The 12,340-nt window shown below is 66.2% G+C and carries 6 protein-coding genes and 2 pseudogenes; 4 read left to right on the plus strand and 4 right to left on the minus strand.

Annotation, left to right across the window (positions count from 1 at the left end):
- Nucleotides 1-2,103 precede the first annotated feature (2,103 nt).
- The 3 genes and pseudogenes from F9B16_RS43890 (at nucleotide 2,104) to F9B16_RS43900 (ending at nucleotide 7,618) form a co-directional block, all read left to right on the plus strand.
- Nucleotides 2,104-2,817, plus strand: a complete 714-nt coding sequence (locus F9B16_RS43890) for a hypothetical protein (protein WP_151546193.1) — start codon at nucleotides 2,104-2,106, stop codon at nucleotides 2,815-2,817.
- 472 nt (nucleotides 2,818-3,289) lie between these two features.
- A pseudogene (locus F9B16_RS43895) lies at nucleotides 3,290-3,930 on the plus strand (IS5 family transposase); the annotation flags it as partial.
- Nucleotides 3,931-4,060: 130 nt separating this feature from the next.
- The gene (locus tag F9B16_RS43900; protein WP_225992475.1) at nucleotides 4,061-7,618 is read left to right on the plus strand and encodes a bifunctional glycosyltransferase/CDP-glycerol:glycerophosphate glycerophosphotransferase; all 3,558 of its coding nucleotides are present in this window, start codon (nucleotides 4,061-4,063) and stop codon (nucleotides 7,616-7,618) included.
- 353 nt (nucleotides 7,619-7,971) lie between these two features.
- On the opposite strand, the pseudogene F9B16_RS53225 reads toward F9B16_RS43900, so the two are convergent.
- Nucleotides 7,972-8,168 (minus strand): annotated as a pseudogene (locus tag F9B16_RS53225) (DUF5999 family protein).
- Nucleotides 8,169-8,521: 353 nt separating this feature from the next.
- Between F9B16_RS53225 and F9B16_RS43910 the strand changes: the two are divergent.
- Nucleotides 8,522-8,962 carry a TetR/AcrR family transcriptional regulator gene (locus F9B16_RS43910; RefSeq protein WP_151546195.1) on the plus strand — a complete coding sequence of 147 codons (441 nt, stop codon included), beginning with the start codon at nucleotides 8,522-8,524 and terminating at the stop codon, nucleotides 8,960-8,962.
- 1,569 nt (nucleotides 8,963-10,531) lie between these two features.
- Here the strand turns inward: F9B16_RS43910 and F9B16_RS43915 are convergent.
- The 3 genes from F9B16_RS43915 to F9B16_RS43925 all read right to left on the minus strand — a co-directional run bounded on the left by F9B16_RS43915 (nucleotide 10,532) and on the right by F9B16_RS43925 (nucleotide 11,878).
- Nucleotides 10,532-10,783: a hypothetical protein gene (locus F9B16_RS43915; RefSeq protein ID WP_151546196.1), complete on the minus strand. Its 252-nt coding sequence runs from the start codon at nucleotides 10,781-10,783 to the stop codon at nucleotides 10,532-10,534.
- Between the two features lie 206 nt (nucleotides 10,784-10,989).
- The gene (locus F9B16_RS43920) at nucleotides 10,990-11,265 is read right to left on the minus strand and encodes a hypothetical protein (protein WP_151546197.1); all 276 of its coding nucleotides are present in this window, start codon (nucleotides 11,263-11,265) and stop codon (nucleotides 10,990-10,992) included.
- Nucleotides 11,266-11,536: 271 nt separating this feature from the next.
- On the minus strand, nucleotides 11,537-11,878 hold the full coding sequence (locus F9B16_RS43925) for a hypothetical protein (RefSeq protein WP_151546198.1): 342 nt from the start codon (nucleotides 11,876-11,878) through the stop codon (nucleotides 11,537-11,539).
- Nucleotides 11,879-12,340 lie beyond the last annotated feature (462 nt).

Consider the following 12,340-nt stretch of genomic DNA (forward strand, 5'->3'; position numbering starts at 1 on the left):
CTGCAGGCCGGGCGGCAACGCCCGGCCCTTGCTGCCGATCTTCTTGCGGTGCCGGCGGACGACGCCGGTGGCGTAGGTCAGAGTCTGGCGCGACAACGGCAGCGAAGCACGATACAAAAGCATGCGGGGCCTCTGGTGCGGACGAGGGATTGTGAGAGATCAACAGTCCTACCAGGGGCTCCTTGACGTTCCGGGGCAGCCACACCGACCGCGACCACCATGTGATCAGCAGACCCCGCACGGCTGCTGAAAAAGGTTCATTGTCTGGTTAATATGCAGAATATATGCGCTATCTGTAGCGCCTCCCTATAGCGTAGATGCCCCTGGCGGTCACGGGCGAGGATGCTCTGGGGGGTAGGCATCGAGCTCTCGTGGGTGCTGTGGTCAGGCGACCGGACTCCTGCACCCTAGAAGCGAACCCGCCCGTTTGGCCGGCGTGACAGTATGTCAGCCGCTTTCTCCGGACGACGCCATGCGCCTTCGCATCGACTCAGGACGGTCATCCCCGTCCCTCACGAGCCGAGCAAGGATGCCGATGCCTGAAGCATCACCGAACCCCGCCGCCAGCCGACAGGGTTTTGCAGCATGTCTTCTTCGGCACGGCCTGGTGGTGACTCTGCTGGCGGGTGCATGCGGCTGTGGAATTGCCGACGGCGGAGCGGACGATCGCGGAGGGGACCCGCAGCCGCCCAGTACTGCGGCTGCTGGAGGGGACAGAGCGGCCGCCGCAGCGAGCGGCGACACGCGCGAGCTCTATCTGGAGTCGCTTCGGCGCCAAGCGCTGAGGCCCTCCGTCAACCTGGTGCAGGAGTACTACTCGGACAAGGAAGCCTAGCCCGGAGGAAGTCGTGAAGCCGTGGTCTCGGGTATCGACTACCGAACCAAGAACTTCCGCAAGAAGTCCGAGGCGGTCGTGGCCGGTGGCAGATCCGGCCTGGCTTGGGCGTCCTGGTGCCAGGGCAAGTCCCGGTACTGGTTCTGGTCCCGCGTGGGCCACTGGAGACTAAAAGGTGCTCAGTGCGTGCCTCTCGCGGAGCAGAAATTTCTGAATGACGGGCTCGGCGTCGGCGGGTTGACGCGGGAGCAGGCCAATACTTCCGTCAAGCACTTCGGTCGCCGAGCCGTATCACGCGAACTTCACCGACCTGATCTTGTCGGAGGCCGACGCGATCCTGGTTCCCGTCGAGCCCAACCGGGTGACATTGGAGGCCGCTCGTGCCTGGCTCGCCCCCATCACCGGGCTGCGGAACCCGCAGAACGGCGGGGTGTCCGTGGAAAAGGTCTCCTTGATACCAAATCACGCGCGCGCCGATGTGGATATCGGCCCTGAAGCGGTTATGGATCTGCTGCGCGGCTGGCGCTTCATCGGTCTGATCCCCGAGGACAAGGGTTGGATGGAGGGCCGTCAACGGTCACCGCCTGCTGGAACTGCAGATGGGGCTGCAGTTCGCGGCGACCCCCCAGAGGATCATGCGCGTCGTAAGCGACGCCTCCGTGTGTGTCGCTCCGGTGATCAGGAAACCACCCGGTCGGCGGAAGAAGCTTCTCAATCTAGAGCCTCGATAGCGAGAGCTATGACCGGAAAGGACCGTATTCGATGACGATGGGTCAACAGCCTGCCTCAGGACTTGATTTCTGGGATTCGCTGGGCGTGGGGGATCCTGCGTAACAAGCACTGCCGGATCCGCAGGACAAGCGCGTGGCAGGTACCAGGACGGATCGCCCTCAGGCCAACTCGGTGGAAGGAGCATCCGATTTGTGCGAGGCCATGCCTGTCACAGATGCTGAGCCGAGCGCGACAGAGAGCGATCCTCCTCCTGTCAGTCCGATGCCCTTCGCCAGCTCGTCTCCCTCCCTAGATACCCGGGAATTCGGCCCGGGCGCGCCGCCAGAACAGGCTGCGATCCGTGCGGGCAAGGATGCTGCCGAAGCGGTCGAGGACCAAGAACCGTCTCCGCCGCCTTTCCGGCGGAGCCCGCAGGAGGCCCCGTCACGGGGAGAGCCTCCAGGCCGCCGAAGGATCCGACGCCCGCACCCGCACCGGACAAGGGCTGGGAGGGCGCCGCGCAAATCGCAACGTCGATCAGACCTCGACTCGCTCAAATGTGGCTTGACGTGCTCGTTCGGGAGACTGGTGGCGACGAACTCACGGCACGCAGGGTGCACTACGTGCTCTGCGGCCAGCACTTGATCGGTGAACTGTGGCAGGACAAGACCATCGCCGAGGTGCACATCCGCGGTACGCGGGTGATGGTGGTCGACAAGCACGGTATCCGCGAAGTCTCCGGCTTCCCCACCGCCACCGTGGCCGCCCAGGCCATTGAGGCCGTCGAAGCCGCGAAGGAGCGGATGAGAGCCGTGATCACCGGCATTGGAGACTCCGTCGTGGTGAGCCGCATCGACGCCACGCCCCTGACTGCGTCCGATCTCATCACGTCAGGTGCGCTCACCGAGGACCTGGCTTCTCAGGTCGGGAGCGCTCTCGAGCACATGGATGCGGTGACGGTCATCGGTCCTGCCGCGCACGTCGTGATCCGCGCGTTCGCGTCGTTCATTCCCCAGGAAAGTCGCGTCTTCGAAGGGCCGTATGGGATCCTGCCCAACGGCTGCGTAGCTGCGGCGAGCCCACTGGATGCCGACTATGTCATCGGTGTGCGCCCAGGTGTGCCGGCGGAGCCGATGGCCGCGGCCGGCCAGGTCGGTGCCCTCATCGCCAATCCGGAGACCGACTTCCGCGCGGCCGTCCGGCTCGTCGTCTTGGGACGCATCTCGTCCATCCGAAAAGTCACCAGGGTGCAAGAGGCCGCCCCCTTCTGAGTCCGAGATCGGCTGAGCCTGGGCGACCGACATTGCCCGCTACCCTAGGCCGCGTCGTGGTGCTCGCTCATGGGCGTGGCCGAGCATCCGGCGCGAAAACAGGCCCTGCACCGTAGGCGGATTCACGACCTGCGGTACCACGGCAACAGGCTCGCCGCGATCGCCGGCGCCGCCCTCCCGGAACTCGAGGAACGCACGGGCCATGCGAGCAATCGGGCTGCCGTGATCTACCTGCGCGCACGACGGATGAGCGGCACCGCGAGACCGCGGACACCTTGGCCGTGAACATCGAGAGCGTCCCGGGTGCGGACGACGGGTTGATCGGAGCATTGAGGACGGCGTCCTGGTCGGTCTGGAGGCGGTCGGCCCGGAATCTCAACCTGTCAGTTGCCACGAGCGCCCATGGCCGGACTGTCCCCTTCGTCAACTGTGGGCGCCGCCTCTTGTACCGGAGGTCTCATGAACGAGGGGGTGGCAGCAACTGCCTCTCGTGTTCGGGTCGTCGGGTTCGACTGCGCATCGGCGCTTCACCGAGTGGACGGCCGCGCGGGTTAGGGCCAAGCTGCTGCGGCTCGTTTTGGACGAGTTGAGCATGCGCAGGAAACTCGACTGGTCGCGGTGCGCGATCGACTCCGTCAGCGTCCGGGCGAGCAAAGGGAGAGCTGACGGGTCCGAATCCTGTCGACCGCGGCAAACGTGGATCGAAGATCCGTCTGCTGACCGATCGTGCCGGAACGTCCCTGTCTGTCGGGATATCAGCGACCAACACTCACGACAAGCTCGCGCTGGAGCCGCTGGTGCGAGGTATCGCGCCGATTCGCTCGCGGCGCGGGCCGCGTCGGCGTCTGTCCGCCAAGCTGCCCGGCGACAAGGGTTACGACTACGCCGACCTGCGGCGCTGGCTGGGCAGGCGGGGCATCATGCCGCGCATCGCGCCGCGGCATCGAGTGCTCCGACCGGCTGGGGCGGCACCGCCGGGTGGTGGAACGGACGGTGTCGTGGATAAGCGGCTGCCGCCGCCTGTACCGCCGCTACGAACGCAAGCCCGAGCACTTCCGGGCCTTCGTAGGCATCGCCGCCACCCTCACCTGTCACCGCCGACTAACCAAATGAGATGACGTCTTAATAGGAACACAGGGCTCCAATCGGGATGCATCTCGATTTGCCCTGCAGTCCGAAGCCGCCTCGGGCGTTCGCCCATCCGCAGTCGGCTACTGAATCTCCCTCGCTGAATTGGAACGTGATGCTGTCATTCTCCAGTGGGGCGCCAGAGGGCCGCACCAGCCGGCTCAGCGTGATCGTGCCCTTCTACAATGTCGAAGAGTTTCTTGACGACTGCCTCGCCTCCATCGCGAGTCAGACGTTCCAGGATCTCGAAGTCATCATGGTCGATGACGGCTCGACCGATCGCAGTGGGGAGATTGCCCGCTCGTACGTGGAGCGCGATCCCCGATTCGTGCTGCTGAACTCGGACAACAAGGGACCGGGCGCCGCGCGCAATCTCGGTGTCGAACGCGCCCGAGGGGAGTTGCTCGCGTTCGCCGACGGCGACGACATAGTTGCGCACAATGCCTACGAGCTGCTCGTCCACACCATCGAGGAGACCGGCTCCGACCTGGTATCCGGCGGCGTGCAGCGCCTCGGTCCGGAGGGTGTGCGCGCTTCGGCGCTGCACAGCAGGGCGATCCGGTCAGACCGTACAGGGACGCATATCACCAAGACGCCGCGCCTTCTGTACGACGTCACGATGTGGAACAAGGTGATCCGCAGATCCTTCTGGGACGCCCACGAGTTCAGGTTTCCGGAGGGTGTGCTGTACGAGGACATCAGGCTCTCCGTCCAGCTCCACTGCCTGGCTCGGCGCGTGGACGTCCTGACCGACGTCATCTATTACTGGCGAGAGCGGGGGAAGGGCGACCTGTCGATTACGCAGCGGCGTACTGACATCAGCAACCTTCATGACCGGATCGAAGCGCTGCTGGCCATCGACGCGTTTCTGCGTTCCCATGGCTCGCGGCGGCTGCTCCGCAAGCATCAACGCAAAGCACTCGCCAACGACCTGCTCCTGTACTTTCGTGATCTTCCGCGCACCGACGATGCCTACCGCAAGCGGTTCCTCGACCTCGTCAACAGCTACACTTGCCAGGTCAACGCTCGAGTGATGAGGACGCTCACTTCGCGGGCCAGACTCAAGTTCCACCTCGCCGAGCGACGATTGATGCCCGAACTGTTGCACTTCCTGATTTGGGAACGGACCGAGCTGGGCGGCGCGGTTCCCACCGTGAGACGGCGCGGCCGTCTCCTGGCGGACTTGCCGTTTCGTGGCGATTCGCAGCTACGCATCCCCGACCGTGTCTTCCGGCTGTCGTTCCGGGAGACGCTTCCCGTTACCCGGGTCGACTCGGTCGAGTGGCACCGGGGAAAGCTGCGCGTCACCGGCCGCAGTTACGTCAAGTTGCGCAGTATCACCAAGCGGCGGCACACGAGCAAACTGCTCGTGCTCATGCCACAGGGGCGGCTGGGCCTGCCGCTACTAGTCCGTATGAAATCCGTGCTCGATCCCGAAGCCACCGAGCGGTCCGGCCAGGAGCGCTACTGCTACGACTGGGGCGGCTTCGAGTGCACGATCGATCCTTGGCGCCTCCGGGCGTTCGGCCGGTGGCGGCACGGCGAGTGGAGGTGCATTGTCCTCGTACGGGGCCGCGGGATGTGGCGGCCGATGTGGCTGCACACGCCTGTCCAGGGCCGGCCCCAGCGCCCCGAACACCGCCTTGGCGACCCGACGACCCGCGTACGCGCCCGATGGAGCGGCCGCAAGCTTGTGATAGACGTTGTACGCCTGGACGCGGCTCTCACCGGTCACCGCATGGACGGTGACGAACTGGAGGTCACCGGACGGCTCATCGGCTCGGCCGCGGCTCGTAGCGAAAGCCTCCAACTCCTTCTCCGACGCGTGCGCGGCACTGCCACACTGGAGTTTCCCATAGAGAAACTTACGAACCAGGAGTTTCGCGGGCGAGTCGATCTTTCCCGACTGACCGCGGAGGTGGAACTCGCAGAGCGGCTGGCCGCCACCGAGCGAACCGGAGAGGACATTCACTGGGAGCCGTTCGTGCGGGTCGGAGCCGGCGAGCCGGTGCGCCTCGCCCTCCTCGACAGGTTCACCGAGAGCCGATACGCGCATGGTGGGCGCGAGTTCGCCGTGCTGGCCACGCGCTACGGCAACGCGCTCCTCACCGAGCGGGCATTCCGGCCGGTCATTGACGAACACGAGTGGACCGAAGACGGCCGGCTCATCCTCCGAGGCACCATTATCGACCCGGACCATGAAACCATCGAGACGGTGTTGCTTCGCCATGGTTCGTCAGACCGGCACGTGTTCGGCTTCGAGCGAGATGGGGACCGCTTCACGATCGAGATCGCCGTCACAGCGATCGAATCGTACGGCGCCATCACGCCGATGCGTGACGGCGAATGGCGAATCGCTGTGCGCCGACCAGGTGCCGCCGAGACGGTCCCGGCGACGTATAACCACGCAAGCCTCGCCGCCCTGCGGGAGGAGCCTGTCACGTACGGCCCCAAACGCTATCGCTTTCTGTGCGCCGACTACGACAATCCCGTCGTCGTGGTCGAGCACGACACGGAACCCGCCGAGCGGGGCCGTTTCAACCAGCGTGTACTGCGAGAGGTGACCTACCGGCGGATGATGCGCGAACCGCTGCGCGACGCGGTCCTCTTCGTGAGTTGGAAGGGCAAGTCCTGCTCCGACAGCCCTCGCGCGATAGCCGACGAACTGCGACGACGCGGCGATCAACGCGACCACATCTGGGTCGTGCGTGACATGGCCACGCCCGCCCCCGACGGCGCGATCGTCGTACGGCAGAACAGCCGCGCCTACTACGCCGCACTCGCGCAGGCCCGGTATGTCGTGTCCAACGACGACATGCCGAAGGACTACCTCAAGCGCGAGGGCCAGAGCTACGTGCAAACCTGGCACGGCACTCCGCTGAAACGCATCGGCTTCGACATAGAACAGGTGCGGTTCGCCAGCGGCGATGCCTACCTGGATCACCTCGCCGCGGACGTGGCCAAATGGGACCTGCTGCTGTCTCCCAACCCGTTCAGCACCGAGGTCCTGGCGCGTGCGTTCCGCTATGACGGTGAGGTGTTGACGAGCGGCTACCCACGCAACGACCTGCTTTTCGCACCTGACACCGCAGAGCGCATCCGGCGAATACGCGGACATCTCGGAATCGCGGCCGACAAGCGGGTGGTGCTGTACGCCCCGACCTGGCGTGACGACCAATTCCACGGTGGCGGCCGGTATCGGTTCAACATGCGCCTCGACGTGGCGCGGGCACGGGAGCAGCTGGGTGACAACCATGTCCTGCTGATCCGCGGGCACCATCTCATGGCCGACGACGTCCACGGGCCTGCCTTGGACGACTTCGCGATGAACGTCACGAACTACCCGGAGATCACCGATCTTTACCTGATCAGCGACATCCTGGTGACCGACTACTCCTCAGCCATGTTCGACTTCGCCTGCACACGACGGCCCATCGTCTACTTCACTTACGACCTCGCCGAATACCGCGACCAGCTGCGCGGGTTCTACTTCGACCTGGAAGCCGAGGCGCCGGGCCCGCTGCTCTCGACGTCCGATGAGGTCATCGCGGCGATCCGCGAGATCGACACGATCTCCACCGAGTACAAGGCCTCTTACGACGCCTTCGTCGAGCGGTTCTGCGCCTTCGACGACGGCCGGGCCGCGGCTCGGATCGCCGACCGGCTGGTCTGATGTATCGACGCGGAGACATACATCAAGAGATGTAGCCCGGTAAGGGGCAACGACCGTCCGGCGGCGGCGTGGGGGTCGCCGGGCCTGATCGGGAGGGCATGGCCGAGGCCTGGTTCGGGTCTGTACCCGCCGGCCATGCCCCGTCGGTGGGTTGGTGTTCTCCGGCGCCGGGTCGGCATCGGGGGCTCCGGTGCAAGGTGATGACAGCCCGGCGCCGGGCTGGGACGGATGGGCCTGCGGGGGTGGGGGTGTGCCTTGCCGGGGTTTGGGGGATCGGTGAGGCCTGCTTATCCGTTGTGACGCTCGGCGCGCGGGAGTGGGGCCGCGGTGCCGAGCCGGGGAGCGGGCGCGGCCTATGGGGCCGTTGGTTCGAACATGTCGTTGTGGATACCGATGCTGTGCCCGTCGGGGAGTAGTCCGCCGGTGTCGTCGGAGACGATCACGCCGTTGCACAGCACCCTCACCCCTGTTCGGGGTGGTAGGCGACCAGGCGTGCCGCGTCGTGGTCGGGAGCGTCGGTGGAGGGGCACGGCGGTCGATGCACACACAAGTGCGGTGTCAACAGCTTGGCCGGTGGACGGGGGGTCTCAGAGCGGCGGCCGGGGTGGGCTCAAAGATCGTGTTCATGCTGGCACCCGCTGACCGGCGAGTGCGTCACGACGCGCGCATAGGACGGCGAGTTGGCGGTCCTGGTCGCCGAGGTCGCGCAGGTGCGGCCTCACGCGCTCGATCCGCTCGATCTCCGCACCGATCGCACCAAAGCCCGCACGGGTGTTTACGGGCTCATCGCAGAGAGGTGACGGGACTTGACAGCGTCACCAGTCAACCTGTCGCACGGCGCGCCCCAGGGAGCCACGCTTCACATACGCTGGGGTTAGGGGAGCAGTCGTAGGGGGCTGAATCATGGAACAGGAGCGGCTGATCGAGACTGCAACCCGGATCTTCGCCGAACTCGGGTACGACGGGGCCTCGCTGCAGATGATCGCCGATGCGGCGGGGTACGACATCCACTCTGTTCGTCACGTTGCGGAGACCAAGACGGAGCTCTACCGGCAGGTAATGCAGCGTGCCCACACGGCCGAAGACGAGGCTATGCAAGGCGCGGTCGCCCATTTCACACCTGACCGGCAGGGCATCAAGCATCCTTGCGGATGCGTTCCTGAACTTCTTCGCCAGCCACCCACAGGAACTGGCGTTGTGGCAGCACAGGTGGATGGGAGACGCCGCCACAGTGAGATACCACAACGGCATACGGCCAGCAGCGCCCCCCGCCGCACCGACACTCACAGTTTCAACGCATTCCTGCACGTGATGATCGACCGAATGTTTGCATCGCCGCCCTAGCTTTTAGAGGCTGTAACAGAGTTTGTATGTAGTGCGACTTTTGGTGATGGTCGGGTGTGGTGTGGGTGGGTGCGTAAGTACCTTTCATTGAACCGGTGATCTCGTTTTAGACCGTGTCTTGATTGGTGATTGCTCGTTGGATCGGTTGTGGCGAGCTTCAACGAGCGGCTGGTTCCCGACGAGCTGTGGGAGTTGGGCTGGCCGGGTGGACGGCGGCCGTTCTGCTCGTCGTCGCGTTGCTGGCGACGCTGCTCGGCACAGGCCAGATCGGTCATGCGGTCGCCGCCGTCGACGGTGGCGCCTGGCTGTGGAGCCGGGTGACAGGCGAGGCGGGACGGGCAACCCCGACAGTGGCCGGGTCGAGTAGCGCCGCGAGGTACCCGACGCTTGCGGCCACCGGGTGCAGGTCACCGTGGATGATCAGCATCTGATCATCCACGATCTGGACAACGGTCGGGTGCCCTCCCCCGATCTGACCGGCCCCGGATTTTCCGGGCGTTTGGACGTGGGCACGCGCGCTGCGATCCGCATCTGGCGATGGGGGCGACCGCCGCCCATCGTGATTGTGCTTCCGGCATGGTGCGGGTGTTGGATCCGGCCACGTTGCGTCCGGTGGGTCCTGTCCTGCGGTTGCCCGGCCCGTTGGCAGGCGGCGAGTTCGATGGCTCCGGGCAGCTGTGGGTCGCGCGCTGGCCCGGCAGGGCGCGGTCGCGGCGTTGGAGGTCACGGCCAATGGCGCTTCCGTGGCCCATGCCGTCGAGGTCACGGCCCCCCGACAGCGACCTTGTGCTGAGTGTGCTCGACCAAGGCGCCCTCGTCGTCGACCGCAGCGACCGTGATCTGTTGCTCGCCACCGGCAAGCACATCTGCCGGGTCGCCGCGCCAGTCCCGCTCGCCGGAGCGCTCGTACCCAAATGCACGTGCGGCGCGCTGGCCGCGGTCACCGTGCTCGACACTGGTCGTTGGAACCCGCACGCAGACTCGCGCGCGCAGGGTCGTTTCATTTGCGTGATCACGTCGTGCCGTTCGCAGGCGAGGTCCACGTGCCGGCGCGGGAGCCCGGGTAGGTGCGGGTCCTCGACCCGGCAGGATGCGAGACTGGTGTGCTGTACCTGCTCCAAGGACGTGGTGATCTGGAACTCCGGATCCGCGAGGGCGACCTGTTCGTCAACGCGCCAGGGAGCGGGAACGCCCCGGTCGTCGGAACCGACGGCCGGCCACGGACGGTGGGCAAGTATGGGCCATACTCATCGGCTTCGTGTCGGCGATCACTCCCGGGCCGAAGACGTCACCGTATTCGGTGAAGAACGTGTGGACCAGCACGGTGAACCCGCTCGCCGCAAGCCCGTCGGGCATTGGGCCCTTGCGCCGGGGAGGTTCTCATCGAAATCCGGGGCGAACGGGAACGCGGCCGGAGAAGAGACCTCGCCGCTCCTGGATAGAGCTCGGTGAGGTGACGCGTGGCTCTACATCGAATGCGGCCATGAACAGCTGAGTGTTTCGTAATTTTCGGGTGAGACGCGGGTGTCTTGCCACGACCATGTGGGATGCGATATTCATCTACCCACGTCACTCTGCGAAAAGTCGTCTGGGTTTTGCCAGGAGCTTTCTGAAGGCTGTTGAATCGTTCTGTGTGTTGGTGTCGGCGGCATAGGGATGAGTGGCGGAGCCGACCGCGCGCGTGTAAGTGCGGATCGCAACGGTGTAGGCACTGCTGTTGGCGATGTCGATGCCGGTGAAGAGGATCTGGTCCCGCTCCGTAAGGGCTACGAACGTTACAGTCCGGGAACCGCGAATCAACGCAACCGACCACTTTTCCAAAGGTCGCCCGTACCGCCGCAGAGCCCTCTCGCGGGCGGCCGGGATCGAGGCGGGGTCACCGGGTCCTCGCCGTCGGCCGCTGCGGGGCTGGGGGCAGGCCGTTGGCGGGGCGCCGCGCGAAGGACGGGCGGGCCGTCGGCATCGACCCTTTGGAGCGATGCTGGAGGTGGCGCGCCCCGCCGACGAGGAGGAGGGGATCGGCAACGTCAGGTTCGGGGAGGGGGCGCGCAGGTGTACTCGCTCCCCGAGGGCCATTTCGACGTGGCCATCAGCCGGGGAAGGATCACATACTTTGCCGACCCGGTCGCCGCGTTCGCCGGGCCGGAGGCCGTCGAAAGGGCACGGGAGGCAGTGGCGGCGACCTTGGCGTCCTTCCAGTGCGTCGGAGCGATCAGCGTCGCCACGCCCGGCTGGTGCTTCTCGGCCGTGAAGGCGGGCCGGTAGCGCATGCGTATCTCGGCGTTGCCCTGAAGGAGGCGCACCAGGTGGTCCTTGAGTCGGGGGAAGGGCACAGCCGCCCACGCACTCCTCCACCCCCGCCGGCCCGGCCGCGAGCAACAGTCGTTTCGGCGTCCTTGAGCAGCAAGACTCCGGCCGCAAGCACCGATGCCTGGAAGGGGATGGTGAGCAAGAACGCCGTCACGATGCCCGGGACGCCGATCAGCAGCGACGCGGTCCCGTGAAGGAAGGACAGTGCCCAGGCGACGCCGGCGGTGAACAGGCCGGGGATCACCAGCATCCCGCCGGTCAGCCTCAGCGAGACGTCGCAGCACTGCCCCGCCGCCAGCGACCAAGCGCTCCGCAGTCCGGCCACCGCTCCGCAGTCCGGCCACCGCTCCGCAGTCCGGCCACCGCTCCGCAGTCGTCGAGCACGCTGACGGGTACCGCCAGCATCGACCAGCACACGACCGCCCACACCATAGCGTTGGCCAGAAAGCCCGGCCAGACGGCGTCCGTCCAGCCGGCGACCTCCGTCCCGGCCGCCGCGGGGAGGGTCCACAGCACGACCTGCAGCACCGCGATGCCAAGCATGGTGACCGGCCGGCGCGCCGCCGCACCCAGGGCGGCCATGACCGAGGAGGGCCGCGCCTGCATCCATCCCGGCCACGCGCAGCGTCGTTGCGGCCAGCGTTATGACATAGGCCACGAGCACCACCGCGATCGCCAGCACCGTCCCGACGACCGCAGCCGGTGAGGTGAACTATGGCCGAAAGCCGTCCTCGGTGAGGACCGCCTCCCGCCTCACCGCGCCGAAGAACAGGCCGACCGCCACGATGACCCCCCCGGGACCAGTACGGCACCGGTCGGAACGAGCAGAGCGGCGAAATTGCGGACCGCCACCGCGTAGGCCGCCCCGACCGCACCCGTCATCGTCGGCCGTTCCGCTGCACCTGTAACCGCCAAGTTCTCTCCTCCTTTTGCGATGGCCACCTAGGGCCTGTTTCTTGGATCGCCTGACGGTGGGCGTTGGTTGGGTCACTGTGGGTTGATGGGTCGTGGTGACTTGACCGATGCGCAGTGGGAGCGGCTGGCGCCGTTGCTGCCACCGACGGGCGG

The organism is Actinomadura montaniterrae (assembly GCF_008923365.1).
GTDB lineage: Bacteria > Actinomycetota > Actinomycetes > Streptosporangiales > Streptosporangiaceae > Spirillospora > Spirillospora montaniterrae.